Source organism: Pseudonocardia sp. DR1-2 (assembly GCF_023717215.1).
Taxonomy (GTDB): Bacteria; Actinomycetota; Actinomycetes; order Mycobacteriales; family Pseudonocardiaceae; genus Pseudonocardia; species Pseudonocardia alni.
Genome location: NZ_JAMQOF010000001.1, coordinates 707,093 through 732,034 on the forward strand (window position 1 = coordinate 707,093; position 24,942 = coordinate 732,034).

The 24,942-nt window shown below is 75.8% G+C and carries 24 protein-coding genes; 16 read left to right on the forward strand and 8 right to left on the reverse strand.

The window, feature by feature from the left end; genetic code table 11:
• Positions 1 to 10 precede the first annotated feature (10 nt).
• The gene (locus tag ND486_RS03275) at positions 11 to 892 is read left to right on the forward strand and encodes a 3-hydroxyacyl-CoA dehydrogenase NAD-binding domain-containing protein (RefSeq protein ID WP_251782757.1); all 882 of its coding nucleotides are present in this window, start codon (positions 11 to 13) and stop codon (positions 890 to 892) included.
• Positions 889 to 2,085 carry an acyl-CoA dehydrogenase family protein gene (locus tag ND486_RS03280; RefSeq protein ID WP_251782758.1) on the forward strand — a complete coding sequence of 399 codons (1,197 nt, stop codon included), beginning with the start codon at positions 889 to 891 and terminating at the stop codon, positions 2,083 to 2,085. The genes ND486_RS03275 and ND486_RS03280 overlap by 4 nt, the downstream gene beginning before the upstream one ends.
• Here ND486_RS03280 and ND486_RS03285 read toward each other — a convergent pair.
• Positions 2,039 to 2,890: a hypothetical protein gene (locus ND486_RS03285; RefSeq protein ID WP_251782759.1), complete on the reverse strand. Its 852-nt coding sequence runs from the start codon at positions 2,888 to 2,890 to the stop codon at positions 2,039 to 2,041. The two genes, ND486_RS03280 and ND486_RS03285, sit on opposite strands and share 47 nt — an antisense overlap.
• Positions 2,891 to 2,997: 107 nt before the next feature.
• On the opposite strand from ND486_RS03285, the gene ND486_RS03290 reads away from it, so the two are divergent.
• The 6 genes from ND486_RS03290 (at position 2,998) to ND486_RS03315 (ending at position 8,586) form a co-directional block, all read left to right on the forward strand.
• The gene (locus tag ND486_RS03290; RefSeq protein ID WP_251782760.1) at positions 2,998 to 3,327 is read left to right on the forward strand and encodes a hypothetical protein; all 330 of its coding nucleotides are present in this window, start codon (positions 2,998 to 3,000) and stop codon (positions 3,325 to 3,327) included.
• Positions 3,328 to 3,373: 46 nt separating this feature from the next.
• Positions 3,374 to 3,769: a hypothetical protein gene (locus ND486_RS03295; protein WP_251782761.1), complete on the forward strand. Its 396-nt coding sequence runs from the start codon at positions 3,374 to 3,376 to the stop codon at positions 3,767 to 3,769.
• Positions 3,770 to 3,984: 215 nt separating this feature from the next.
• Positions 3,985 to 5,103: a polyprenyl synthetase family protein gene (locus ND486_RS03300; protein ID WP_251782762.1), complete on the forward strand. Its 1,119-nt coding sequence runs from the start codon at positions 3,985 to 3,987 to the stop codon at positions 5,101 to 5,103.
• A gap of 86 nt (positions 5,104 to 5,189) precedes the next feature.
• On the forward strand, positions 5,190 to 5,948 hold the full coding sequence (locus ND486_RS03305; RefSeq protein ID WP_224402583.1) for a class I SAM-dependent methyltransferase: 759 nt from the start codon (positions 5,190 to 5,192) through the stop codon (positions 5,946 to 5,948).
• Entirely contained in the window at positions 5,945 to 7,555 is a 1,611-nt protein-coding gene (locus tag ND486_RS03310) for an FAD-dependent oxidoreductase (RefSeq protein ID WP_251782763.1), read from the forward strand. Before ND486_RS03305 ends, ND486_RS03310 begins: the two co-directional genes overlap by 4 nt.
• Positions 7,556 to 7,578: 23 nt before the next feature.
• Positions 7,579 to 8,586: a DUF5914 domain-containing protein gene (locus ND486_RS03315; RefSeq protein ID WP_251782764.1), complete on the forward strand. Its 1,008-nt coding sequence runs from the start codon at positions 7,579 to 7,581 to the stop codon at positions 8,584 to 8,586.
• 107 nt (positions 8,587 to 8,693) lie between these two features.
• On the opposite strand, the gene ND486_RS03320 is transcribed toward ND486_RS03315, so the two are convergent.
• The 3 genes from ND486_RS03320 to ND486_RS03330 form a co-directional block, all read right to left on the reverse strand.
• Positions 8,694 to 9,698 (reverse strand): 1-aminocyclopropane-1-carboxylate deaminase, encoded by a 1,005-nt coding sequence (locus ND486_RS03320; RefSeq protein ID WP_251782765.1) that lies wholly within the window; start codon positions 9,696 to 9,698, stop codon positions 8,694 to 8,696.
• Positions 9,699 to 9,749: 51 nt separating this feature from the next.
• Complete coding sequence (locus tag ND486_RS03325) at positions 9,750 to 10,391, reverse strand: GntR family transcriptional regulator (protein WP_251782766.1); 642 nt, start codon at positions 10,389 to 10,391, stop codon at positions 9,750 to 9,752.
• 123 nt (positions 10,392 to 10,514) lie between these two features.
• A complete protein-coding gene (locus ND486_RS03330; protein WP_179759946.1) occupies positions 10,515 to 11,546 on the reverse strand; it encodes an AraC family transcriptional regulator in 1,032 nt (343 codons plus the stop codon).
• 117 nt (positions 11,547 to 11,663) lie between these two features.
• On the opposite strand from ND486_RS03330, the gene ND486_RS03335 reads away from it, so the two are divergent.
• The 3 genes from ND486_RS03335 to ND486_RS03345 are packed head-to-tail and all read left to right on the forward strand — an operon-like array spanning position 11,664 to position 14,991.
• A complete protein-coding gene (locus ND486_RS03335) occupies positions 11,664 to 13,247 on the forward strand; it encodes an NAD(P)/FAD-dependent oxidoreductase (protein WP_251782767.1) in 1,584 nt (527 codons plus the stop codon).
• A complete protein-coding gene (locus tag ND486_RS03340) occupies positions 13,247 to 14,107 on the forward strand; it encodes an SDR family oxidoreductase (protein WP_224402586.1) in 861 nt (286 codons plus the stop codon). The genes ND486_RS03335 and ND486_RS03340 overlap by 1 nt, the downstream gene beginning before the upstream one ends.
• The gene (locus tag ND486_RS03345) at positions 14,104 to 14,991 is read left to right on the forward strand and encodes an alpha/beta fold hydrolase (protein ID WP_251782768.1); all 888 of its coding nucleotides are present in this window, start codon (positions 14,104 to 14,106) and stop codon (positions 14,989 to 14,991) included. Before ND486_RS03340 ends, ND486_RS03345 begins: the two co-directional genes overlap by 4 nt.
• Here ND486_RS03345 and ND486_RS03350 read toward each other — a convergent pair.
• A complete protein-coding gene (locus tag ND486_RS03350) occupies positions 14,928 to 15,347 on the reverse strand; it encodes an SRPBCC family protein (protein ID WP_251782769.1) in 420 nt (139 codons plus the stop codon). The genes ND486_RS03345 and ND486_RS03350 overlap by 64 nt on opposite strands.
• 69 nt (positions 15,348 to 15,416) lie before the next feature.
• Between ND486_RS03350 and ND486_RS03355 the strand changes: the two genes are divergently transcribed.
• Together ND486_RS03355 and mtnA are read left to right on the forward strand one after the other, a co-directional pair.
• A complete protein-coding gene (locus ND486_RS03355) occupies positions 15,417 to 16,769 on the forward strand; it encodes a sorbosone dehydrogenase family protein (RefSeq protein WP_073575002.1) in 1,353 nt (450 codons plus the stop codon).
• A gap of 104 nt (positions 16,770 to 16,873) precedes the next feature.
• Positions 16,874 to 17,929: an S-methyl-5-thioribose-1-phosphate isomerase gene (mtnA, locus tag ND486_RS03360; RefSeq protein WP_251782770.1), complete on the forward strand. Its 1,056-nt coding sequence runs from the start codon at positions 16,874 to 16,876 to the stop codon at positions 17,927 to 17,929.
• Here mtnA and ND486_RS03365 read toward each other — a convergent pair.
• The gene (locus ND486_RS03365; RefSeq protein ID WP_308215798.1) at positions 17,847 to 18,527 is read right to left on the reverse strand and encodes a class II aldolase/adducin family protein; all 681 of its coding nucleotides are present in this window, start codon (positions 18,525 to 18,527) and stop codon (positions 17,847 to 17,849) included. The two genes, mtnA and ND486_RS03365, sit on opposite strands and share 83 nt — an antisense overlap.
• Before the next feature lie 95 nt (positions 18,528 to 18,622).
• On the opposite strand from ND486_RS03365, the gene ND486_RS03370 reads away from it, so the two are divergent.
• The 3 genes from ND486_RS03370 to ND486_RS03380 all read left to right on the forward strand — a co-directional run bounded on the left by ND486_RS03370 (position 18,623) and on the right by ND486_RS03380 (position 20,632).
• A complete protein-coding gene (locus tag ND486_RS03370; protein WP_251782771.1) occupies positions 18,623 to 19,159 on the forward strand; it encodes a hypothetical protein in 537 nt (178 codons plus the stop codon).
• Entirely contained in the window at positions 19,156 to 20,160 is a 1,005-nt protein-coding gene (locus tag ND486_RS03375; RefSeq protein ID WP_251782772.1) for a hypothetical protein, read from the forward strand. Before ND486_RS03370 ends, ND486_RS03375 begins: the two co-directional genes overlap by 4 nt.
• A gap of 169 nt (positions 20,161 to 20,329) precedes the next feature.
• Positions 20,330 to 20,632 (forward strand): hypothetical protein, encoded by a 303-nt coding sequence (locus ND486_RS03380; RefSeq protein ID WP_251782773.1) that lies wholly within the window; start codon positions 20,330 to 20,332, stop codon positions 20,630 to 20,632.
• A gap of 7 nt (positions 20,633 to 20,639) precedes the next feature.
• Here ND486_RS03380 and ND486_RS03385 read toward each other — a convergent pair whose 3' ends face one another.
• On the reverse strand, positions 20,640 to 21,488 hold the full coding sequence (locus tag ND486_RS03385) for an HPP family protein (RefSeq protein WP_251782774.1): 849 nt from the start codon (positions 21,486 to 21,488) through the stop codon (positions 20,640 to 20,642).
• Positions 21,489 to 21,528: 40 nt separating this feature from the next.
• Complete coding sequence (locus ND486_RS03390; protein ID WP_251782775.1) at positions 21,529 to 24,939, reverse strand: bifunctional proline dehydrogenase/L-glutamate gamma-semialdehyde dehydrogenase; 3,411 nt, start codon at positions 24,937 to 24,939, stop codon at positions 21,529 to 21,531.
• Positions 24,940 to 24,942 lie beyond the last annotated feature (3 nt).

Below are 24,942 nucleotides of genomic sequence, written 5' to 3' on the forward strand. Positions count from 1 at the left end.
ACCGAGATCGGTGCCGGGCACCATCGGTGTCTCCTGGACCGTGCTGCTGGCCGCGGCCGGACACGACGTCGTCGTCACCGACCCGCGGCCGGACCTGGCCGAGGTCGTCGACGCCGGTGTGCGCCGGTTCGGGTCGGCGGACCTGCTCGAGCGGGTCGCCTGCGAACCGGACCTCGCCCGCGCCGTGGCCGGTGCCGACGTCGTCCAGGAGCAGGGACCCGAGCGCCTGGAGGTGAAGCAGGACATCTGGGCGACCGCGGCCGCGCACGCCCCCGCCGGTGCGCTGCTGCTCAGCTCCACCTCGGGGATCCTGCCCACCGACGTCGCCGCCCGGCTCGACGACGCCGCCGCCGCCCGGTTGCTCGTCGCGCACCCGTTCAACCCGCCGCACGTCCTGCCGCTGGTGGAGCTCGTCGCCGGGAGGCGCACCGCGCGCGACAACGTCGCGCGGGCCGCGGAGTTCCTGCGCTCGGTCGGCAAGGACCCGGTCGAGATCCACAAGGAGGTGTACGGCTTCGTCGGCAACCGGCTGCAGTCGGCGCTGTTCCGCGAGGCCGTCTCCCTCGTCCGTGACGGTGTGGTCTCCCCCGCCGAGCTCGACCGCGTGGTCACCGGGGCGCTCGGTCCGCGCTGGGCGACCGGCGGACCGTTCCTGAGCTTCCACCTCGGCGGCGGCGATGGCGGCCTGCGCCACCTGCTGGAGCACCTCGGCCCGGGGATGGCGCGCCGATGGGCCGACCTGGGGGACCCCACCCTCGACCCGGACACCGTCGAGGCGATCAGCACCGCCACCGAGGACGCCTACGGCCCCAGCCGCGAGGCCCTCACCACCGCACGCGACCGCGCCGAGACCTCCGTGCTCGCCGCCCGGTCGGAGATGGAGGAGTCATGACCGCACCGCTTCCCGCCGACCTCTTCGGCTACGTCGACCTGCTCGCCCCCGAGGAGCAGCAGATCCTCTCCCGGGTCCGCTCCTTCGCCGAGGAGCAGATCGCCCCGATCGCCGACGCCTGCTGGGACCGCGCGGAGTTCCCGCACGATCTGCTCCCGGGGTTCGCCGAGCTCGACGTCGTCGGGCTGGCGCGGGAGTGGCCGGACCGGCCCGCCTACTCGCGGCTGCTCACCTCGTTCGTGTCGATGGAGCTGTCCCGCGTCGACCCGTCGATGGCGACCTTCTTCGGCGTGCACGCCGGGCTCGCGCTGACCTCGATCGACCTGTGCGGGTCGCAGGAGCAGAAGGACCGCTGGCTCCCTGCCATGCGCCGGATGGAGAAGATCGGCGCGTTCGCGCTGTCCGAGCCGCACGGCGGATCCGACGTCGCGGGCGGGCTGGAGACCACCGCCCGCCGCGACGGCGACGAGTGGGTGCTGGACGGCGCCAAGCGCTGGATCGGCAACGGGACCTTCGCCGACCTGGTGATCGTGTGGGCCCGCGACGTGGCGGACGACTCGGTCAAGGGCTTCGTCGTCGAGAAGGGCACGCCCGGGTTCACCGCCACCAAGATGGAGGGCAAGCTCGCGCTGCGCACCGTGCAGAACGCCGACCTCACCTTCGACGGCGTGCGCGTCCCGGAGGCGAACCGGCTGCCCGGCGCACAGACCTTCGCCGACACGAACCGGGTACTGCGGGTGACCCGTGGCGGCGTCGCCTGGAACGCGGTCGGCGCGATGGCGGGAGTCTTCGAGCTGGCCCGCGACTACGCGGTCGAGCGCGTCCAGTTCGGGCAGCCGATCGCGTCCTTCCAGCTGGTCCAGGACCACCTCGTGTCGATCCTGGGCGCCGTCGTCGCCTCGCTCGGCATGGCGGTCAGGGTCGCCCAGATGCAGGACGACGGCACCTTCCGCGACGAGCAGGCGGCCCTGGCCAAGCGACAGGCCACCCTGATGCTGCGCGACGCGGTCGCCCGGGCCCGGGAGGTGTTCGGCGGCAACGGGATCCTGCTGGAGAACAAGGTCGGCCGGTTCTTCAACGACGCGGAGGCCCTCTACTCCTACGAGGGCACCAAGGAGATCAACACCCTGGTCGTGGGGCGCGCGGTCACCGGGATCGGGGCGTTCGTGGGACGGAGGCCCGCGAAGCACTGAGCACCGCCAGGGCGTCGCGCAGCGCCCGCAGCCCGGTGACGGCGGGGTCGTCACCGGGCAGCGCCGCGAGATGGGCGTCGACGCACTCCCGGTACAGGCCCGCCAGGTGGTCGGTCAGCAGGGTCCAGGCCGCCACCCGCTCGCCGAGCGCCCCGTCGCGCCACCGCAGGGCGGCCCGGGCCAGGTCGCGGTGGGCGCCGTCGTAGGAGGTGACGGCGGCGTCGTTGCGGCCGATCTCCCCGGTCGTGAGGGTGTGCAGGAACCGGACCGGGAACAGCACCGTCTTGGTGACCGCGCGCGGCCCGCGGGCCAGCAGTGCGGCCGGGTCGGCGACCCCGGCGAGCCAGGCGTCGTCGACCCGCTCGACGAGGAACCCGGCCGAGCCGCGGACCAGCTCGTCGTGGCCGGGCGGGACGGCCCCGTCGCGGACGTCGGTGCCGTGGCGCAGCACGCCGGAGTCGAGCAGGTCGAGCCGGTCGACGGCGGGCAGGCGGGCCGGTCGGCGCCCGGTCCCGTGGCGCACGGTGTCCGGGTCGGCCCAGAACACCGAGAGCCGCTCGGCGAGCCCGTCGGTGCCCGCGGCCGCGTCCCGGGCCGCGGCGACGACGTCGTGCACCCGCGAGGCCGTGCCGCCGCCGGTCTCCCGCAGCACCAGGGCCAGGTCGACGTCGCTGACGGCGGGGGCGAACCCGCCGTGCGCGAGGCTGCCGAGCGTGTAGGCCGCCACCAGCTCGCCACCGAACTCGCGGCGGGCCGCGTCGGTCGCGGCGGCCAGCACCGCCTCACCCCGCTCGTCGTCCGCCACCGGTCCAGCCTGCCACGCGGGGCCGTCGGACGACCGCCGGACGAACCGGAGGGCCCACCCGTCCCGCCGCGGGTTGCGCACCACCGGCTCCCGGGGATGATCACCGCGTGCTCTACATCGGACCGGTGGAGATTCCCGGGTCGGACGACCACGAGGGGTTCGTCAGCGCGGACACCGCCGACGGCCGCGCGACGGGTATCTGGAGCGACGCACGCCGCGCCCCGGCCGTGGCCTACCGCGCGGCCTGCGAGTGCGGGTGGCGCGACGACGTCGCGTTCGTCCCGGACCGGCTCGGCCACTCCGCGGCGCTGCGCGCGTTCGTGGACCACCACTTCACCCCGGTCACCGGCTCCCCCGCGCTCGACCCGGTGCGGCACTTCCTCCCGGCCTGGGCCGCCGTCGTCGGCGCGCGGGAGCTCGCGCCCGCGATGGCCTGAACGACCGGTTCGTGCACCTGCGGCCGGTTGTCGGCAGACTGCGAGGATGTCCGCCCCACACCGCCACGCCGCGCCCGACGTGATCCGCTCCACCCCCGTCCTGGCCCTGCGGGTGCTCGCGACCGCGTCGGTCGTCGTCCTGGCCTGGCAGTTCGTGACCGCCGCCGGCCTGTTCACCGGCGGCGACGTCGGTCCGCACGGCACCGGCGCGATCGTGCTGCACGTCGTCACCGGGCTCGCCGCGGCGGCCGCGGTGTGGCTGCGTGTCGTCACCGCCGGCGCGTGGTGGCCGTCGGTCCTCGCCGCGGCGGTCTTCGCGTTCACCTTCGTCCAGGCGTGGTTCGGCGACATCCCGGGCCTGATCGTGCACGTGCCCGGGGCGATGGCACTCGTGGCCGGGTCGGTGTGGCTGGCCGCCTGGTCGTTCCTCCGGACCGGCTGACGGCCCGGACGGCCGGTGACGTGGGTCACCCGAACCACGTGGCCGCTCCGTCCGAACCCGACCGGGGCGGTCCGTCCGATTCGGCGCGCGCGATCACGACACCCCCCATACCCTCGACAGGACCCGGCCCGGGTTGTGCCCTCGGCCCCCGACCGGGTCCGGACGCCGACGTCCGGCCGCTCACCACCCCAGGCGACCCGACGGGAGGCCGCGCGATGTTCGTGGAGACCGGGCAGGACCGGCGGCTCGAGCACGTCCCCACCCACCCGGACTGGGTCGCGGAGATCCGCGGCCGGGTCCGGGCCCACGTCGACGAGACCGTGCGGCTCCGGTGCGCCGAGCACGTGCACTCGATGCGCGGCGCGGACTTCGTCGCCGGGGTCCTGAGCGACTTCGTCGGCCGGGGCAAGTACCTGCGGTCGCTGTTCGGCTACCTGGGCTGGCGGGCCGCCGCCCCGGACTCCCCCGCCGCGCTGGCGGCCGTGTCCGGGCTGGAGCTGCTGCACGCCTTCGCCCTGCTCCAGGACGACGTCATGGACCGTTCGCAGATGCGCCGCGGCCGCCCGACGGTGCACGTCCAGCTCGCCTCCTGGCACCGCGGCCAGGGCATGTCCGGCTGCCCGGACCGGTTCGGCGAGTCCGGTGCGGTGCTGCTGGGCGACCTGTGCCTGGTGTGGGCCGAGCAGGCGATGCGGGAGAGCGGGCTGCCGCGTGCGGTGCTCGAGCGCGGCTGGCCGCGCTACGACGAGATGCGCTCGGAGCTGGCCGTCGGACAGTTCGCCGACCTGCTCAACGAGGCCCGCCGCGTCCCCACCCTCGACGAGGTGATGGACGTGCTGCGCCGCAAGTCCGGCAACTACACCGTCCGGCGCCCGCTGGAGCTCGGCGCCGCGATGGCCGGGGCCGGGCCGGAGCTGCTCGCGGCGCTCGGCGACTACGGGACGATGGTCGGCGAGGCCTTCCAGATGCGCGACGACGTGCTGGGCGTGTTCGGTACCGACGCCACCGGCAAGTCCGCGGGCGACGACCTGGCCGAGCGCAAGGCCACCAGCCTGGTCGTGCTGGCCCGCGAGGTCGCCGGACCGGCCACCCGGGGCGCCCTCGACGCGCTGCTGCACGGCTCGGACGAGGCCGACGGCCCGGTCGACGTCGCCGCGGCGCGGGTGGCGATCGAGTCGACCGGGGCCCGCCGCCGCATCGAGGAGCTCATCGCCACCCGGGTCCAGGGTGCACTGCGGCTGGTCGACGGCGCGGTCGCCGACGGGGTGCTCGGCGACGACGTCGCCGCGGTGCTGCGCGCGATGGCCGTGCGCTGCGCCGACCGGGTCTCCTGACCGGGGTCGGCCCCCGCGAGTGGCTGCGGTGCAACACGATGCGACCCGACGCGCCGTGCGACGCCGGCGGTCCTAGGCTCGCGGACATGGTCGACCGTTCCCCGTCCCGTCCCACCCGCCCCGGAACCGTCGGCCGTGCGGGCCTGCCCCGCGAGCAGGTCCCCTCGCACTTCGACGACGGCGCGGCCGACTACGACCGCCTGGTCGGGATGAACCCCGGCTACCACGACCACCTGCGCGCCTCCGCGGCCCGGATGCGGCTCCCCCGTGACGGCGCCGGGCTGCGTCTGCTCGACGCGGGCTGCGGCACCGGGGCCTCCACCGCGGCGCTGCTCGGTGTCGCCCCGCGCGCCGAGATCGTCGCCGTCGACGCCTCGGCCGGGATGCTCGAGCGCGCCCGCACCAAGCCGTGGCCGGCGTCGGTGCGGTTCGTGCACTCGACCGCCGAGGCCCTCGCCGAGAACGGGGTCGAGGGCCCGTTCGACGGGATCCTCGCCGCCTACCTGCTGCGCAACCTCGACGACCCGGACGCCCAGCTGCGCCGTTTCCACGACCTGCTGCGCCCGGGCGGGGTGCTCGCACTGCACGAGTACTCGGTCGCCGACTCCCCCCGCGCCCGGCTGTCCTGGCACGCGGTCTGCTGGGGGATCATCGTGCCGCTCGGCCGGATGACGACCGGCGAGACCGCGCTGTACCGGCACCTGTGGCGCAGCGTGAACACCTTCGACGGCATCGGCCGCCTGCGCGACCGGGTGCGCGCCGCCGGGTTCGACGCCGTGCACTCCGAGACCATGACCGGCTGGCAGAACGGCGTCGTGCACACCGTGCTCGGGACGCGGTCGTGACCGCCCGCCCGACCGACCCGCGCCGCGTCCGCCACGAGCCCGCCGGTGGCCTCGGCGACGCCGGGCAGCTGGGGCGGCGGCCGCGGGCGGTCGTCGTCGGGGGCGGGATCGCCGGGCTGGCCGCGGCGACCGGGCTGGCCGAGCGCGGCGTCGTCGTCGAGGTGCTGGAACGCGAGCCCTACCTCGGCGGCCGGGTCGGTGGCTGGTCGGAGACCCTGCCCGACGGCACGCCGGTGTCGATGAGCCGCGGCTTCCACGCGTTCTTCCGGCAGTACTACAACCTGCGCGCCCTGCTGCGCCGCGGCGACCCCGGACTGGAGCGGCTGGTGCCGCTGGAGGACTACCCGCTCGTCGACGCCCAGGGGCGCCGGGACACCTTCCGCGGGTTGCCGCGCACGCCCCCGTGGAACGCCGTGCTGTTCGCGCTGCGCAGCCCTACGTTCCGCCCGTCGGACCTGCTGCGGCTCGACGCCCGCGCCGCCGCGCCGCTGGCCGCGGTCAGCGTGCCCGGCATCTACGAGGCGATCGACCACCTCGACGCGCAGAGCTTCGTCGAGTCGATCAACTTCCCGCCCGCGGCCCGGCACCTGGCGTTCGAGGTGTTCTCCCGCAGCTTCTTCGCGCCGCCCTCGACGATGTCGGCCGCCGAGCTCGCGACGATGTTCCACATCTACTTCCTCGGCTCCTCCGAGGGCCTGATGTTCGACGTGCCCGACGCCGGCTTCGACACCGCGCTGTGGGAGCCGCTGCGCCACTACCTGACCACCCGCGGTGTCACGTTCCGGACCGGGGTCGCGGTGTCCTCGGTGGAGCGGTCCCCGGTGGACGGTGTCGGCAGTGGACGGTTCCACGTGAATCATCGCGACGGCGGCGGCAGCGAGGCGGACGCGGTCGTGCTGGCCACCGACGTGCGGGGGCTGCGCGACATCGTCGCCGCCTCCCCCGGCCTGGGCGACCCCGCGTCGGCCGTCGACGGTCCGGACGCGCTCGCCCGGTGGCGCGACGACGTCGCCGCGCTGGGCAGCGCCCCGCCGTTCCTCGTGCAACGGCTCTGGCTCGACCGGCCCGTCGACGCGACCCGGCCGCCGTTCCTCGGCACCGGCGGGCTCGACCCGCTCGACAACGTCTCCGTGCTGGACCGCTACGAGCGGGACGCCGCGGGCTGGGCCGCCCGGCACGGCGGGTCCGTCGTGGAGCTGCACGCCTACTCCGCGGCTCCGCCCCCGGGCGTCGACGACGACACCTGGACCGCCGACCTGCGCCGGCGCTCGGTCGCCCGGCTGCACGAGCTCTACCCGGAGACCGCCGGCGCCGGGGTGGTCGGCGAGCTCGTGCAGTGGCGGGCGGACTGCCCGATGTTCGGCGTCGGCGACTTCGCGCGGCGGCCCACCGTCGCCACTCCCGTGGACGGCCTGGTGCTGGCCGGCGACGGCATCCGGATCGACCTGCCGGTCGCGCTCATGGAGCGCGCCGCGAGCACCGGCTGGCAGGCGGCGAACCGGCTGCTCGCCGGCTGGGGCCTGGCCGGCCACCCCCTCGAGACCGTCCCCACCAGCGGCCGCCTCGGTCCGCTGCGGCGCGCCGCCGAGTACGCGATGCGCACCTGACACCCGTCGAAGGACACCACGTCATGACCCTGCTCTCCCGTCTCACCGCGCACTGGCCGTCCCACTGGCCGCTGCAGCCGCTGCCGTCGCAGAAGTGGGCGGCGCAGAAGCCGACCTACGCCGGCGCGGACCCGAAGCTGATCTCGGCCGCACTGGAGCGGGCGCAGGCGCGCCCGTCGGGGAACTGGTTCGTGGTCGCCGCGAGCCGGGAGATCCGCGGCGACCGTCCGCTCGGCGTGTGCATCGGCGGGGTCGAGCTCGTCGCGTGGCGGGAGGAGGACGGGACGGTGCGCGTGGGTCCCGGCGCCTGCCCGCACCTCGGTGCGCCGATGGCGCTGGCGGCCGTCGACTGCGGCGAGCTGGTGTGCCGCTGGCACGGGCTGCGCCTGGGCGCCCGGTCCGGCCCCGGCTGGGCGGTGCACCCCGTCCACGACGACGGGGTGCTCGTCTGGGCGCGGCTCGACGACGTCGGCGGTGAGGAGCCGACCGACGCCCCGGTCGTCCCGGCCCGCCCGGCCGGCGCGGTCCTCGACGCCGTGACCACCCTGGTCGGGGTGTGCGAGCCCGAGGACATCGTCGCCAACCGGCTCGACCCGTGGCACGGCGCCTGGTTCCACCCGTACTCGTTCCAGAAGCTGACGGTGGACTCCGCGCCCGCCGTCACCGACGTCGACGAGTCCGACGACCGCTTCCTGGTCACCGTCACCTTCAAGGTCGGTCCGGGGCTCGGCGTCCCGGTGCGGGCGGAGTTCGTGTGCCCGGAGCCGCGGACGGTCGTGATGCGCATCGTGGAGGGCGAGGGCGTCGGCTCGGTCGTCGAGACCCACGCGACCCCGCGCGGCACCGACCGCGACGGGCGGCCCCGGACCGCGGTGATCGAGGCCGTCGTCGCCGGGTCGGACCGGCCCGGGTTCTCCGTCGCCTCGAAGCTCGCCCCGGCGATCCGCCCGGCGATGGCCGCGGCCGCCACCCGGCTGTGGCGCGACGACCTCGACTACGCCGAGCGCCGCTACGCGCTGCGCGCCCGGTAGGACCGTCGGCGCCGGGCGGAGCGGCGCCGGGCGGGCCGTCGCGCGTCCGCCGGGCCGCCCGCTGCGTCTCGCCGCCCACGGTGCTCACGGGCCGGTCCCGGCGGCGCTCAGAACGCGCCCGCGTAGGCGTTGAGCGCCGGCTGCCCGCCGAGGTGGGCGTAGAGCACGGTCGAGTTCGGCCCGATCTCGCCGGAGGTGACCAGGTCGATCAGCCCGGCCATCGACTTCCCCTCGTAGACCGGGTCGATGATCATGCCTTCGAGCTCGCCGGTGAGCCGGATCGCGTCGATCGTGGACTGCACGGGGATGCCGTAGAGGTCGCCGGCCCAGCCCTCCAGCACCGAGATCTCGTCGGCGCGCAGCTCGCGGTCCAGCCCGATGAGCTTCGCGGTGCTGCGCGCGATCCGCCCGACCTGGTCACGGGTCTTCTCGATGGTCGCGGAGGCGTCGATGCCGATCACCCGGCGCGGCCGGTCCTGCTCGGCGAACCCGGCGATCATCCCCGCGTGGGTGGACCCGGTGACCGAGCAGACGACGATCGTGTCGAAGAAGACGCCCAGCTCGGCCTCCTGCTGTGCGACCTCCCGGGCCCAGTTGGCGAAGCCCAGCCCGCCCAGCGGGTGCTCGGAGGCGCCGGCCGGGATGCCGTAGGGCGTGCCACCCGCGGCCCGGACCTCCTCCATGGCCCGCTCCCAGGAGTCGCGGATGCCGATGTCGAACCCGGCCGGGTCGAGCCGCACGTCGGCGCCCATGATCCGGGACAGCAGGATGTTGCCGACCTTGTCGTTGACCGCGTCCGGCCAGTCGACCCACTTCTCCTGCACCAGCCGGGCCTTGAGCCCGAGCTTCGCCGCGACGGCGGCGACCTGGCGGGTGTGGTTGGACTGGTAGCCGCCGATCGAGACGAGCGTGTCCGCCCCGGCGGCGAGCGCGTCGGGGACGATGTACTCGAGCTTGCGGGTCTTGTTGCCGCCGTAGGCCAGCCCGGAGTTGCAGTCCTCGCGCTTGGCCCAGATCGAGGCCCCGCCGAGGTGGGCGGTCATCCGGTCCAGCGGGTGGACCGGGCTCGGGCCGAACAGCAGCGGGTGGCGTGCGAAGTCGTCCAGTGACACGTCGGTCTCCTGACCTGGTCGGGGTGGGTGGGCTCCGGGTGCCGCGTCCGCTCAGGGACGCAGCGTCAGCCAGTTGTCGCGGTTCGCGTGGGCGGCGCCGTCGGCGTCCCCCGCGCGGGCGAGCTCGACGATCGCGGCGTGCTGGGCGACCGAGGATCGGCCGGTCAGCGACGCGAACCGCGACCGCTCCATCCGCCGCAGCAGCGGCGTGACGTCGTCGAGCACGCTGGTCACCCGCCGGTTGCCGCACCGGACGACCAGCACGCCGTGGAACGCGTCGTCGGCGGCGATCGCCGCGTCGACCTCACCGGCGGCCAGTGCCGCGGCGAAGGCGTCGTTGGCCGCGACCATCGCGTCGAGGTCGGCCGGGGTCAGCACGGGCACCGCCTCGCGGGCGGCGAGCTCGTGCATCGCGGCCGCCACCGCCTGCGCCTCGACGGTGGCGCGCACGTCGAGCGCACTCACCGTGGTCGAGCTGCCGGGGCGGACGCTGACCAGCCCGATCTGCTCGAGCCGGGCGATCGCCTCGCGCACGGGGGTGCGGGAGACGCCGAGCCACTCGCACAGCTCGGCGTCGTTGAGGCGCTCCCCCGGTTCGAGCGTGCCGTCGACGATCGCCGCACGCAGCGTCCGGAACGCCTGGTCGCGCAACAGCATGCGGTCGGTTCCGGCGGCACGGGACGGGATGGGCATGGCTCGACGGTATCCGATATTTCGGATGTAGGTAAGAGTCATTCTGGATGTGGTTGGCGGTCCGGGCGCGGGAGCGGGTGGGGCACGGCCGGACCGGTGGACGCGGCAGGGCCCGCGGAGTCGTCAGCCCACCGGCAGCCCGGCCGGCCCGGCCTTGCGCAGCTCTCGCGGAGGCGTCCCGAACCAGCGCCTCGACGCACGGGACAGCGCCGACTGCTCCGCCAGCCCGATCATCGCCGCGACCTGGGTGAACGGCAGGTCGGTCCGCAGGATCAGGCGCTCGGCGGTGTCCCGGCGGGCGTCGTCGACGACCTGCTCGAACGTCGTCCCCTCCACCGCGAGGTGACGCTGCAGCGTGCGGGGGTGGACCCGCAGCAGCCGGGCGACGGAGCCGATCCGCACCGGGCCCGACGCCAGCGACCGGTCGACGGCGGCGCGCACCCGGTCGGTGACGGTGCGCCCGGGCCGGTCGAAGTGGGTCTCCAGGTACTCGATGGCGATGGCGCGCACGGTCTCGTCGCCGCCGGCCAGCGGGCGTCGCACGAGGTCGGCGGGCACCCGCAGCACGGCGGCGGGCCGGTCGAAGCGGACCTCGGCGCCGAAGAACTCCCGGAAGCGGTCGGCGTCGGCGGGAGCGGTGTGCGGCAGGTGCACCGACCGCAGCCCGTAGGGCCCGCCCGACAGCAGCCCGACGATCCGGTGCAGCACCCCCACCCCCAGGTCGGCGACCTGCGGCGGGAGCGGGTCGGTGCTGCCGTACTCCAGCCCGGTCACCCCGGCGACGCCCTCCGGGTCGGCGACGGCGCCGATCGTCAGTGCCGGGCTGTGCACGTAGAGGTAGCGCGAGGCGCAGTCGAGCGCGTCGCCGAGGGTCGCCGAGTTCTGGACGGCGACGGCGAGCGGCCCGAGGATCTCCGGGCCCTGCCGCTGCGCGAGGCGCAGGCCCAGGTCGCCGCACCCGAGCTCGGCGGCCGCGGTCTCCAGCACCCGGGCCACCGACCGGGTCGGGACCAGCGCGTCCGGGTCGGCCCCCTCGACGGCGTCGATCGGGATGCGGAACCGCGCGAACAGCTCCGCTCCGTCGCCGCCCAGCTCGCCGACCAGCGCGACGAGCCCCCGCAACGCCCTCGCCCGGGTGAGTGATCCGGTGCCCATGTCGTACGAGGGTAAGTTGTTGTCGCGCCGGGTCAAGTTACTCCGGGTAGGTTTGGGGCAGACTGGATCTCGGTCGAAGAGGTAGTCAGCGCGGACGCGCCCGATGAGGAGGACCACATGACGCAGGCCGACACGACGCCCGCTCCGGACAGCACCGCCGTCGAGCACCGCGACGTGATCATCGTCGGAGCCGGGCTCTCCGGCATCGGCGCCGCGGCCCGGCTGCACCAGGAGCTGCCCGGCAAGGACTACGCGATCCTCGAGGGCCGCGAGAACATCGGCGGCACCTGGGACCTGTTCCGCTACCCGGGCATCCGCTCGGACTCGGACATGTTCACCCTGGCCTACCCGTTCCGGCCGTGGCGCGAGCCGAAGTCGATCGCCGACGGCGCCGACATCCGCCGCTACATCACCGAGACCGCCCGCGAGTACGGCGTGACCGAGCGGATCCGCTTCGGCACGAAGGTCGTCGGTGCGTCCTGGGACTCGGCCACCGCGCGCTGGACGGTGGACACCACCACCGCGCAGGGCCCGAAGCGCTACACCTGCTCGTTCCTGTTCATGTGCTCGGGCTACTACGACTACGACAAGGGCTTCCAGCCGGAGTTCCCGGGCCGGGAGGACTTCGCCGGCACCTGGGTGCACCCGCAGTTCTGGCCGGAGGACCTCGACTACACCGGCAAGAAGGTCGTCGTCATCGGGTCCGGCGCCACCGCCGTCACGCTGATCCCCTCGCTGGCCGCGAAGGCCGGGCACGTCACGATGCTGCAGCGCTCGCCGTCGTACCTGACGGTGCTGCCCAGCAAGGACCCGGTCGCCGACCAGCTGCGCCGCTTCCTGCCCGCGAAGGTCGCGCACGCGATCCTGCGCCTGCAGTACGTGACGCTGACCCAGGCGTTCTACCAGCTCGCGCGGCGCCGCCCGGAGCGTGTGAAGAAGGTGCTGCGCGGCCTCGCCCTGAAGTTCCTGAAGGACGAGTCCTACGTGGACCAGCACTTCACCCCGAGCTACGACCCGTGGGACCAGCGCCTGTGCGTCATCCCGGAGGGCGACTTCTACAAGTCGATCAACCGGGGTGAGGCCTCGGTCGTCACCGACCACATCGAGCGGATCACCGAGAAGGGCATCCGGCTCCGGTCGGGCGAGGAGCTGGAGGCCGACGTGATCGTCTCGGCGACCGGCCTGTCGCTGAGCCCGCTGGGCGGCATCACGATCCACGTCGACGGCGAGCAGGTCGACATCGGCAAGACCGTCACCTACCGCGGTCTGATGCTGTCGGGCCTGCCGAACCTGGCGTTCTGCATCGGCTACATCAACGCGTCCTGGACGCTGCGCGCCGACCTCGTCGCCCGCTACGTGCCCAAGCTGCTCGCGCTGATGGACCGCGAGCGGATCGCCGTCGCCACGCCGGCGCCGACCGCGTCCCCGGACCGGCCGCTGCTCGACATCGAGTCGAACTACGTGAAGCGCTCGGAGCACCTGTTCCCGCGCCAGGGCCGCAAGGACCCGTGGCGGCTGCACCAGAACTTCTTCCTCGACGCCGTCGGGCTCGGCCGCGCCGACCTCAAGCGGGACATGATCCTCACCCCCGCCTCGGCGCTGGGGGCCCGCGACGCCCGCGTCCCCACCCCGACCGCGTCCGGCATCGCCGCGGACAGGGCCGCCACCCCGGCGACCGCACAGCAGGAGGTGGCCTCCTGATGGCCCGCTCACCGTTCCGCTTCGCCGAGGGCACCGCCGTCGTCACCGGTGCCGCCGGTGGCATGGGCGAGCACGTGGCCCGACTGCTCGCCGAGCGCGGCAGCGACCTCGTGCTCGTCGACCGCGACGGCGACCGGCTCGGCACCGTCGCGTCGGCGATCCGCGCGAAGCATCCCGGCCTGTCGGTGACCACCGAGACCGTCGACCTGGCCGACCGCGACGCCGTCGACGCGCTGTCGAGCCGGATCCTCGCCGGTCACCCGGAGATCAGGCTGCTGGTCAACAACGCCGGCGTCGCGCTCGGCGGGGACTTCGCCCGGCTGACCCTCGACGAGTTCGACTGGGTCATGGACGTCAACTTCCGCGCGCCGGTGCGGCTGACCCACGCCCTGCTGCCCGCACTGACCGCACGGCCCGGCGCGCACGTGGTCAACGTGTCCAGCCTGTTCGGGCTGATCGCCCCGCCCGGGCAGTCGGCGTACTCGTCGTCGAAGTTCGCGATCCGCGGCTTCTCCGAGGCGCTGCGCGCCGAGCTCGCCCAGGTCGGCACCACCGTCACCACGGTGCACCCGGGCGGCATCAGGACCGGGATCGCCGCCGGCGCCCGGGTCGGGGTCAACATCCCGGCCGAGGAGGCCGAGCGCGGCAAGAAGGACTTCGAGAAGCTGCTGACCTTCCCCGCGGAGAAGGCCGCCGAGCTGATCGTCGACGCGATCGCGAAGCGCCGCCCGCGGCTGCTCATCGGGATCAGCGCGAAGGTCCCGGACCTGCTGGCCCGGCTCGCCCCGGCGAACAGCATCCGGATCTTCGCGAAGCTGGTGGGCGCCTCCGGGAACGCGAAGGCGGCGCGCACGCGATGACCCTCCCGCAGACCCGCTTCGTCGACGTCGGCGGCACCCGGATCCGGGTCCGCGAGACCGGCGACCCCGCCGGTGAGCCGGTCCTGCTGCTGCACGGGATCGGCCGCAGCCTGGAGGACTGGGACCCGCAGCACGAGTTCCTGTCCCGGTACCGGGTGGTCGCGCTCGACCTGGCCGGGTTCGGCCACTCCGACCGGGTGCCCGGCCCGGCGACGCTGGAGAAGCTCGCCGACACCGCGCTCGCCACCCTCGACGCGCTCGGCGAGTCCCGCCCGGCGCACGTCATGGGCAACTCGCTCGGCGGCGCCGTCGCGCTGCTGATCTCCACCCGGCACCCCGAGCGGGTCGTCTCCCTGGTGCTGGCCGACCCCGCCGGGTTCGGTGCCGAGGTGACCCCGGCGCTGCGGGTCATCGGGGTGCCGCTGCTGGGCCGGTTCCTGCTCGGCCACCTGGACGCCAGAGCGGCGCGACGCTCGGAGCGGTCCCTGTTCGTCGACGGCTCCCTGGTCACCGACGAGCGGGTCGCCCGCGCCGTGGAGATCGCGCGGCGGCCGGAGTTCGCCCGGACCTTCGCCGAGGTCGCGGCCGAGCTGGGCACCGTCCGCGGGGTCCGGCCGGGCTGGCGGCGCGCGCTGCTCGACGCGTTCGCCCGCGCCCCGAAGCCGACCCTGGTCGTGTGGGGTGAGCGGGACCTGATCCTGCCCGCGGCCCAGCTGCGCGCGGCGGGCCGGCTCCCGCAGGTCACGACGCACGTGTTCGGCCGGGTGGGACACATGCCCCAGATCGAGGTGCCCGGCGCGTTCGCGACGCTGGCGTGCGATCACCTCGCCCGGGCGGGGCGGCGGACCAGCATCTCCAGCGACAGCCGCGCCGGCACCAGGTAGGGCAGGACCACGGCGGGCGGGCCGTACACGGTCAGCCAGGTCCGGGTACCGGCCCCGGACGGCCGCACGCCGTGGTCCAGGCTCAGCCGCACCCGGTTCAGCGGGGAGGCACTGCCGCCGAGGGCGACGTCCCAGGCCCAGGTGCGGGCGCGCTCGTCGACCTCGGTGACCGCGAACGACACCGTGACGCCGAGCGGGCCGCGGACCTGCCCGGTCACCCCGGGGCGTATCCGGTCCGCCGCGGTGTCGACACCGAGGATGTAGGGCGCCCACTCCGGCCAGCGGGCGGGCACGGAGTAGCGCTCCCAGACCTCGTCGGCGGGCTGCGGTCCGCGGGCGTGCAGTGTCAGGCGCATCGACGACGATCCTGACGGCTGCGCGCCCCCGCCGCGCGACGGGCCGGTTGCGGCCGTAGCGTCGGGTTCATGCGGATCGCCCCCTGGCTGGCCGCCCTGGTCACGCTCCCCCTGCTCGCCGCCTGCGGCACCGGCCCCAACCCGGTGACCAACGCGCTGTCCGGCGCCGAGGCCCCGGTCGCCGCGGCGGGCGCGGACCTCGTGCCGGTCACGGTGTCGGTGCCGCCCGGGGCCGCGACCGCCCCGTTCGACGAGCCCCGCGAGGCGCTCGTTCCGGCCGGGTGGACGGTGTCGGTCCTCGCCCGCGTCCCGAACGCCCGGCTGGCCGTCTGGACCCCGGACGGCGAGCTGCTCGTCTCGGTGCCCGACGACGGCCGGGTGCTGGCACTGTCGCGCACCGGTGAGCAGCGGCCGCTGCTCGACGGGCTCACCCAGCCGCACGGGCTCGCGTTCTCCCCGGACGGCGGCACCCTCTACGTCGCCGAGTCGAACCAGGTGTCGGCGTACGCCTGGGCCCGCGGCGCGGCGACCGGGCGGCGGGTCGTCGTCCCCGGCCTGCCCGATGCCAACTCCCCCGACCTGCGCGGCGCCTACGGCCACGAGCTGAAGTCGGTCACCGTCGGCCCGGACGGCGCGGTCTACGTCTCGGTCGGGTCGACCGGCAACATCTCGGTCGCCGACCGGGACGCCACTCCCCCGCGCGCGTCGATCCTGCGGATGCCGCCCACCGGCGGGCCCGCCGCGCCGTTCGCGACCGGTGTCCGCAACGGCACCGGGCTGGCCACCGCGCCCGACGGCTCGGTCTGGACCGCGGTCAACGGCCGCGACAACGTGCCCTACCCCTACGACCGACCCTACGGCGACGCCGGCGCCTCGTCGTTCGGGAAGGTCGTCGACGCCTACGTCACCGACCATCCGGCCGAGCCGCTGGCCCGGCTCACCCCGGGCCGCGAGCTGGGCTGGCCGTTCTGCAACCCGGACCCGGACACCGACCCGGGCGTCGCCGGCTCCGCGCAGGACTTCACCGACGTCGGTCTGGTCGCCGACGCCGAGCTGAACCCCGGCGGGCGCGCGATGGACTGTGCGGCGCTGGCCCCCGTGGAGCAGTCCTTCCCGGCGCACTCGGCACCGCTGGGGCTGTCGTTCACCGACGGGGTGCTGCCCGCGCCGTACGCGGCCGGGGCCCTGGCCGGGGTGCACGGCTCCTGGAACGCCGACCCGCCGAGGGCCCCCGAGGTGTCGTTCTTCCCCTGGCGGGACGGGCGCCTCGGCGCGCAGCAGACGCTGGTCGGCGGGTTCCAGGACCCGTCCGGAGCGCGCTGGGGCAGGCCGGTCGCGGCCGTCGCCGGGCCGGACGGCGCGGTCTACGTGACCGACGACGACGCCGGTGCGGTCTACCGGGTGGCCCCGCCCGGACGCTGAGCACCCGCCCGTGACCGGGACCGCAGTCGGCCCGGCCGCCCGCGGCGCCGGGGTAGGTTCACCCCGGTCACCCGAGGGCGGACGACCGGGGAGGGTACGGGCCGATGCGGATCGTGGACTGGGCCGGCGACGACGAGGGCGGCCCGGCGGTGGTCCTGCTCGACCAGCGCGCACTGCCCGGCGCGACCGAGCACCTGTACCTGCGCACCGTCGACGAGCTGATAGAGGCGATCCGGTCGCTGGCCGTGCGCGGTGCCCCGAGCCTGGGCATCACCGGCGCCTTCGGGGTCGCGCTGGCCGCGCACCTGCACGGCACGGCGACGCCGGTCGCCGTCGCCGCGGTGCGGGCCGCGGCCGGGCGGATCGCCGTCGCCCGGCCCACCGCCGTCCCGCTGGGGCTGGGCGTGGCCCGGGCCCTGGAGTCGCTCGACGACGGCCCGGCCGCGGTGCTCGCGCAGGCCCGCGCCGTCGCCGCGGAGGCCGCGCGGGTCAACGCCGCGGCGACCGCCCGGGCCGCGGACCTGGCGCAGGAGCTGTGCGCGGACCGCCCGCTGCGGGCGCTGACGGTGTGCAACACCGGCCCCCTGGCCACCGGCGACGGCGGCACCGCGCTGGGGGCGGTCCTGCGGCTGCACGAGCGCGGCGCACTGGCCGAGGTGCTGGCGTGCGAGACGCGCCCGCTGCTGCAGGGCGCGCGGCTGACCGTCTGGGAGCTCGCCGCGGCCGGGGCGCCGCACCGGCTGTGCGTCGACTCGGCCGGTCCCGCGGCGATCGCGTCCGGGCTGGTCGACGCGGTGTTCGTCGGTGCCGACCGGATCGCGGCCAACGGCGACGTCGCGAACAAGATCGGGACCTACATGCTGGCCTGCGCCGCGGCCCGGTCCGGGATCCCGTTCGTGGTGGTCGCGCCGGAAGAGACGATCGACCCGCACACCCCGACCGGGGCCGACATCGTCGTCGAGCAGCGGGGGGCCGAGGAGGTCCGTGAGCACGGCGGCACCCTGCTCACCCTGCCCGGGACCCCGGTCTACAACCCGGCGTTCGACGTGACGCCGTTCGACCTGGTGACCGCGATCGTCACCGAGGAGCGGGCGTGGGGACCGGGCTCGTCGCCCGCACCTTCGACCACTGGGCCGCGAACCGCCCTCGCACCGCGCTGATCTCGGCGTCGGGCAGCAGCCGCGGCTCGCCGACGGCGCGGGCGCGCAGCCAGACGTCGCAGAGCCACTCCAGCTGGCGGGCGCCGTCGTAGGCGGCGCCGAGGGTGTCGCCGAGCACGAGCGTGCCGTGGTGGCCCAGGACGACGGCGGTGGACTCCCCCAGCGCCGCGAGCGCGTTCACGACCAGCTCACGGCTGCCGAACGGCGCGTACTCCGACACCCGCACGCCGTCGCCGAACATCGCGAGCTGGTAGTGCACGGCCGGGACGTGGTCGGACAGCGTCGACAGCGCGACCGCCGCCGGGGAGTGCGTGTGGACCACCGCGACGGTGCCGGGCCGGGCCTGCGCGGCCACGTGCAGCGCGAGTTCGCTGGTCGGCTCCCGGGTGCCGTCGACGACCGTGCCCTCCGCATCGACGAGCACGACGTCCGCGGCGGTCATCGTCTCGTAGTCCACACCGGACGGGGTGACCGCGATCAGGTCCCCGGTGCGCAGCGACAGGTTCCCCGAGGTGCCGACGACGAGTCCGTCGCGGACCATCCGGCGGGACCAGGTGCAGAGCAGCTCGCGGGCGGGGGTGTGGTCGTGGGGGCTCACCGCGGAAGGGTCCCACGGCGCCGGCCGCACACAGTGGATCGTCAGTTCTGGGTACGTGCGGTCCCGGTGCGGCCGCGCCCGGCGACGATGTGTACATGCCCACCACGGAGGACTCCCCGCCGGCCGCCGCTTCCGCCCGCGAGCGGCTCCGGGAGCTGCACACACGGCTCCCGGCCGGGGCGGAGCCCGCGGCGGAGGACCTGGCGCGGATGCTGGAGCTGACCGAGCAGGCGCTGGCCGACGACGAGGCCGCTGCCGCCCTCGGGGAGGACGCCGCCCACCGGCGCAGCACCCGGGTCGTCGTGGTCGCGGCGTCGGGCCTCGCGGCCGCGGTGGTGCTGGTCCTGGTGGTGCTGCTCGTCGTCGGCGGGGTGGGGCCCGCGGAGGTCGGGGCCGGTGCCGGTGGGCTGCTGCTCGCGGGCGGGACCCTGGTGCTGCACCTGCGGTCCGGGGCCGGCGGGCACCGGCGGCGCGCCGTGCTCGCACCGGTCGTCGCCGCGGCCGGGACCGCGGGGCTGCTCGCCGTCGCGATCGGGGCCCCGGGCCCGGTGCGGTTCGTGCCGGCGGCGGCCGCGGTGGTCGCTCTGCTCCTGCTGGCCGGGACCGTCACCGCCCGCGGCGGTGTGCGGTGAGCCCGCGCGACACCACGGCCGACACCGGCCGCAGACTGGACCGGATCGAGGGCGAACTGACCCACCGTCCCACCCGCAAGGACCTCGCGGCCCTGCGCGACGGCCAGGGGCGGCAGGTCCAGCAGGTCGAGCGGCACGAGCGGAGACTGGGGACGCTGGCCCGCGAGGTCGAGGAGCTGGGTGCGGCCCTGGAGGCGGTGCGCCGCCGGTCGGTGCGCGCCGCGAAGGACGCCGCGGCCCGGGTCGACGAGCTCACCACGACCGTCGCCGACCAGGCCGGGCGGATCGAGCGGCTGCACGGCGAGCTCGTCCGGCTCGACGACCGGATGCGGGTCGCGACCGGCGTCCCGGACGCCGATCTCACCCCCACCGGCGCCGACCGGGAGCTGGCCGCGACGGTCCTGCGCGGCCGGGAACACGACCGCGCCCGGCTCGGCGACGCCGACCGCGCCGCACGACGGCACGACGCCGCGGGCCCGGAGCGGTGGGAGCGCGAGCGCGCCGCGGCGGTCCGAGCGGTGCTCGACGCCAGCCGCGCCGTCGCCGACGGGACGGACGGGACCGCCGCCCTCGCCGGCCGGTTCCGGGCCGCCCGGGACCGCCTCGACACCGTCCGCGCGGCCGAGGGCGACGTCCGCGCGGCCGCGGACCGCGCCCGGACCGAGCTGGACGCTGACGCGGAGCGGGAGCTGCGGGACGGCACCGTCGTCGCCGAGGGCCGCGACGCCGGGACCGCGCTGACCGGACGGCTGCGGGAGCGGCTCGTCGCCGCCGTCGACGCGGGGCACCGGCTCCCGCCGTGGTTCACGACGGCACTGGGCTCGGGCCCGCCCGCACCACCGGAGGACTGGTACGAGACCGCCGTCGCGCTCCTGACCCACCGTGTCCTGTACGGGATCGGTGACACCGCCTCGGCGCTCGGCCCGCCGGACGGTCCCGCGGAACGCGCTGCCGAACACTCCGCGCTGGCCCGGCGGATGCGGCCCTACGGTCTGCGCTGACCCGACCGGGGGTCACACCTCCGGGTCGACCCGTGCCCGTCGGGGCGCGCCGGGTGCCGCCGGGGCCGCAGGATCGTGCCACCGCGGACGCCGGGCTCGGCCGGGACGTCACGCGGAGGGCGGTAGGACCCCGACCGCGCCGGCCACCGGCGCAGGAAGCGAGCACATCGTGAGGACCGCCCTGCGTGCCGCCACCACCGCGGCGGGCGCCGTCGCCGCCGCACTCGCCCTGGCCGCCGTCACCGCCGGGACCGCGTCGGCGCAGCCCGCGCCGCCCGCCGAGCCGCCGCTGAGCCCCGCCGACCAGGCCGCCCAGTTCGCCTGCCTGCAGAAGTACCTCGACTTCGGGGCGCTGCCGGGGCAGTCGCTGGAGGACCCGGTGGCGTTCTCGCTGCTGGTCGCGAAGGCCGCCCAGGAGTGCGACGCGGTCCGGGCACCGGCCGCTCCCGCCGCCCCGGTCCCGGGGGCCTGACCGCGGGTCAGAGCAGGTCGCTGCGGCTGAGCAACCCGACCAGCACGTCCTCGGCGTCGACGACCGGGACGACCCGGAACCCGCGCCGGGACAGCAGGTCCTCGGCGTCGGTGAGCGGGTCGCCCGGGTGCACGACCTCGACGTCGCGGGTCATCACCTCCGAGACGGTGCGGGCCCGCAGCCGCCGGCCGCCGTCGAGGGAGCCGTGCATGAGGTCGGCCTCGGAGACGATGCCCAGCAGGTGGTCGCGGTCGTCGACGACCGGGACCGCGGTGAACCGGTAGGACAGCAGGACCTCGGCGGTCTCGTCGAGGGCCAGCTCCGGCGGGATCGCGACCAGCCCGCCGTCGGTCATCACGTCCGCGACCCGCAGCGACGACGTCGGCCGGCCGCCGATCCGGCCCGCACCGCGCGGCGCCATCGCCTCCGGCAGCGGCGCCACCGGCACGACACCGCCGATCCGGCGGGCGGTGCGGCGCAGCCGCCCACCGGAGTGCCGGTGCCGCAGCAGGTCGCTGCGGGTGATCACACCGACCAGGATGCCCTTGTCGACGACGGGCACCAGCCGCAGCTCGCCGTAGACCCGCATGCGGTGCGCGACGATCGAGACGTTCGTCGTCGGGAGCACCGACACGACCTGCTCGGTCATCGCGTCGCCGACGACGGCGTGCGGGTCGTCGCGGTGGCGCAGCACGTCGACCAGCGAGATCACCCCGACCAGGGAGAACCGCCGGTCGACCACGGGCAGGGCGGAGAACCGGGACTCCGCCATCCGCTCCTGCGCCCGGGCCAGCGGTGCGTCCGCCCAGATCGTGACGACGCGTTCGGTCATGACATCGCGGGCACGCACCACCATGGACGCACCGTAACCACGGCGACGGTGCGTCCGCCATCGCTCACCGTTCGAGGTGGCCGAACCGGTGCCGGGTGCGGCTGACCGCCTGCTCCCGCAGCACGGACGGCATCTCCCGGCGTCCGTCCAGCACCACCGGGGTGTCCACGACCGACGCGCCCACCTGGGCGGCGGCCGCCCGCAGACCGTCGGGCACGGTGCCCAGGGCCCGGATCCGCTCGCCCGCGACGGGGACGAGCCCGTCGCCGCCGTGCACCCCGCCCGGGACCTCGCCCGGCGGGACCCCCGGCCCGTGCAGCCGGACCGGGACCCCCGCGGTGGCCGCGGCGAGCAGCACCCGCAGGACGTCGGCGCGGGCGGCACCGGCGCCGCACCACAGCGTCGCCGACGGGGCGGGCCGGTAGCGGAACACGTTGGACTCCGCGGCCAGCCCGGTCGGGTCGTGCTCGATCCCGAACTCGGTGTCCCACGCGCGGGCGTCGGAGGCGGCGGCGCGGGCGAGGCGGTCGCGGGCGGCCGGGTCGAGGTCGGCCGCCGCGGCCAGGACGCGGTCCGCGGCCGGGCCGGACGTCGGTCCCGGCCCGGGGAGGTCGCCGTCGTGCCAGGTACCGAACTGGGCGACGTAGTTGGGTCCGCCGGGCTTGGCGCCCGGGCCGAGCACCGAGCCCTTCCAGCCGCCGAAGGACTGGCGCTGCACGATCGCGCCGGTGATGTGCCGGTTGACGTAGGCGTTTCCGACCTCGACGCGGTCGAGCCAGTGCGCGATCTCGTCGGAGTCCAGGGAGTGGATGCCGCCGGTGAGGCCGAAGCCGGTGTCGTTCTGCCAGGCGATCGCCTCGTCGAGGTCGCGGGCTGCCATCAGGCCGAGCACCGGGCCGAAGCACTCGGTGCGGTGGAACCAGCTGCCCGGCGACACCCAGGCCCGCACGCCCGGTGTCCACACCGTCTCCGAGACCCGGCGCGGGCGCACCAGCCATCGCTCCCCCGGCTCCAGCGTGGTGAGCGCCCGGTGCAGCTTCGCCGAGGGCGCCTCGATGAGCGGGCCCATGGTCGTCGCGAGGTCGGTTCCCGGGCCGACGCGCAGGGTGGTGACGGCGTCGACGAGCTGGCGGCGCAGCCGCCTCCCGGTGGCCGAGCCGGTCGCGGCGGGGCCGACGAGGATGGCCAGCGACGCCGCGGAGCACTTCTGCCCGGCGTGCCCGAACGCCGAGCGCACGAGGTCGGCGACGGCGAGGTCCGGGTCGGCGGCGGGGGTGATGACCAGTGCGTTCTTGCCGCTGGTCTCGGCGACGAGGTTCAGGTCGGGCCGCCAGGACCGGAACAGCGCGGCGGTCTCCGACGAGCCGGTGAGCACGACGCGGTCGACCCCGGGGTGGGTGACGAGCCGGCGTCCGGCGTCGGCCTCGTCGGTGGGCAGCAGCTGCAGTGCCTCGCGCGGGATCCCGCCGCGGTGCAGCGCGGCCACGCCGGCCTCGGCGCACTCGCGGACCTGCGGGGCGGGCTTGAGCAGCACCGGGGCGCCCGCGGCGAGCGCGGCGAGGCAGCCGCCGAGCGGGATCGCGACCGGGAAGTTCCAGGGCGGGGTCACGACCACGACCCGGTCCGGGGCGAACGGGGCGCCGTCGAGCTCGGCGGCGCGCTCGGCGTAGTAGGCGGCGAAGTCGACGGCCTCGGAGATCTCGGGGTCGGCCTCGGCGACGGTCTTGCCCGCCTCGTGCAGCATCACCGACAGCAGCGTTCCGCGGGCGGCGGCCAGCGCGCGGGCGGCGCGGTGCAGCGTCGCGGCCCGCTCCGCGGCGGGGACGTCGCGCCAGCCGCAGGTGCGGGCGCGCTCGACCGCGGCGTCGACCGCGGCCGGGTCGGTGACGACGGGGACCTCGGTCCGGGCGACGGCGGTCGTCGCGGCGCGACGGGCCCACTCCCGGTTCGCGGGCAGTGACGGGTCGGTGTCGGGCTCGGCGCGGAATCCGGCCGGCACCGGGTCCCCGGGCAGCGGGCCGTCGGTCCCGACGGGTGCGGACACGGTGCGGTCCTGGGTGCGGCGCGGGGTGTCGGCGACGGCGTCGCGGTCGCGCACCGAGGCGAGGAACCGCTCCTGGTAGGTCGCCGGACCGCCCGATCCGGGGGCGAACAGCGTGTACAGGTAGCCCTCCGGCGAGGCGTTCTCCTCCAGTCGCCGGACCAGGTACGACACGGCGGTGTCGAAGTCGCCGCGGTGCACGACGGGGGTGTAGAGCACCAGCTGCGAGCCCGGCCCGGACTCCGGCAGGTCGCCCGCGACGGCGTCGGCGAACGCCGGGGCCATGCCCTGCAGCATCTCCAGGTCCAGCTGGGCCCGGGCACCGCGGGCGTCGGCCAGCTCCAGGGCGAGCGCGACGTGGTGCAGGTGGTGCGACGCGACGCCTAGGCGCATCCCGTCGGCGTGCGGGCCGCCGATGCCGCGGTCGAGGAGCCGTACGTAGTTGGCGTCGACCTCGGCCTTGGTGGCGTAGGGCGCCTGCGGCCAGTCGTGCAGCTCGGCGTCGACCCGTTCCATCGCCAGGTTCGCGCCCTTGACCAGGCGCACCTTGATCGGCGCCCCGCCCGCGGCGGCACGGCGGGCGGCGAACTCCCCGAGCTCGTCGAGCGCGGCGACGGAGTCGGGCAGGTAGGCCTGCAGGACGATCCCGGCGGGCAGGTCGTGGAACTCCGGGCGCGCCAGCAGCGTGGTGAACAGCGCGACGGTGAGGTGGAGGTCCTTGTACTCCTCCATGTCGAGGTTCACGAACACGCCGTGCTCGCGGGCGGCCCGGTAGAGCGGCAGCAGCCGGTCCACGAGCAGGTCGCGGCTGCCCTCGAGGTCCCACGGCACGAGCTGGGCGACGACCGAGGACGCCTTCACCGACACGTGGTCGACGCCCGGCCGGCGCAGCAGCGCGATCGTGCGGGCGAGGCGCCGGTCCGCCTCGTCGTGGCCGAGGACCGCCTCGCCGAGCAGGTTGAGGTTCAGCCGGTGCCCGTCGCGCCGGGCCGCGGCAAGGCGGCGGTCCAGGCCGCGCCCGCCCGCGTCGACGATCAGGTGCCCGACCAGGCTGCGCAGCCGCGACCGCGCCGCGGGCACGACGACGTGCGGCAGCGCCGTCGCCAGCCGGCCGCCGGCCCGCAGCAGCAACCGGTCGGTGCCGGTGACGAACGCGGGCAGTGATGCGCCCGCCCCGGCGAGCCGGGCCAGCTCACGGGCCGCGACCCGGTCGTCGGCGGGGCGGGCGACGCGGTCGACGAAGCGCAGCGTGAAGTCGACCCCGGCGGGGTCGTGCATCAGCGCGGCCAGCCGCTGCGTCGGGTCCGCTCCGCGGCCGGAGCCCGACGACGGTGCGGTACCGGTGCGCTCGGTCCAGCGGCGGACGCGCTCGACGGCGCGCCCGGTCAGCGCGTCGTCGAGGGCGGGGACGGGGTGGGTGGGGTGCACGCTCACCCG

Bases quoted from the DNA above. Each gene is read 5' to 3' on its own strand.
- ND486_RS03280 (WP_251782758.1), top strand. From the start codon at position 889: ATGACCGCACCGCTTCCCGCCGACCTCTTCGGCTACGTCGACCTGCTC.
- ND486_RS03295 (WP_251782761.1), top strand. From the start codon at position 3,374: ATGTCCGCCCCACACCGCCACGCCGCGCCCGACGTGATCCGCTCCACC.
- ND486_RS03300 (WP_251782762.1), top strand. From the start codon at position 3,985: ATGTTCGTGGAGACCGGGCAGGACCGGCGGCTCGAGCACGTCCCCACC.
- ND486_RS03305 (WP_224402583.1), top strand. From the start codon at position 5,190: ATGGTCGACCGTTCCCCGTCCCGTCCCACCCGCCCCGGAACCGTCGGC.
- ND486_RS03315 (WP_251782764.1), top strand. From the start codon at position 7,579: ATGACCCTGCTCTCCCGTCTCACCGCGCACTGGCCGTCCCACTGGCCG.
- ND486_RS03325 (WP_251782766.1), bottom strand. From the start codon at position 10,391: ATGCCCATCCCGTCCCGTGCCGCCGGAACCGACCGCATGCTGTTGCGC.
- ND486_RS03330 (WP_179759946.1), bottom strand. From the start codon at position 11,546: ATGGGCACCGGATCACTCACCCGGGCGAGGGCGTTGCGGGGGCTCGTC.
- ND486_RS03335 (WP_251782767.1), top strand. From the start codon at position 11,664: ATGACGCAGGCCGACACGACGCCCGCTCCGGACAGCACCGCCGTCGAG.
- ND486_RS03340 (WP_224402586.1), top strand. From the start codon at position 13,247: ATGGCCCGCTCACCGTTCCGCTTCGCCGAGGGCACCGCCGTCGTCACC.
- ND486_RS03345 (WP_251782768.1), top strand. From the start codon at position 14,104: ATGACCCTCCCGCAGACCCGCTTCGTCGACGTCGGCGGCACCCGGATC.
- ND486_RS03350 (WP_251782769.1), bottom strand. From the start codon at position 15,347: ATGCGCCTGACACTGCACGCCCGCGGACCGCAGCCCGCCGACGAGGTC.
- ND486_RS03355 (WP_073575002.1), top strand. From the start codon at position 15,417: ATGCGGATCGCCCCCTGGCTGGCCGCCCTGGTCACGCTCCCCCTGCTC.
- mtnA (WP_251782770.1), top strand. From the start codon at position 16,874: ATGCGGATCGTGGACTGGGCCGGCGACGACGAGGGCGGCCCGGCGGTG.
- ND486_RS03370 (WP_251782771.1), top strand. From the start codon at position 18,623: ATGCCCACCACGGAGGACTCCCCGCCGGCCGCCGCTTCCGCCCGCGAG.
- ND486_RS03385 (WP_251782774.1), bottom strand. From the start codon at position 21,488: ATGGTGGTGCGTGCCCGCGATGTCATGACCGAACGCGTCGTCACGATC.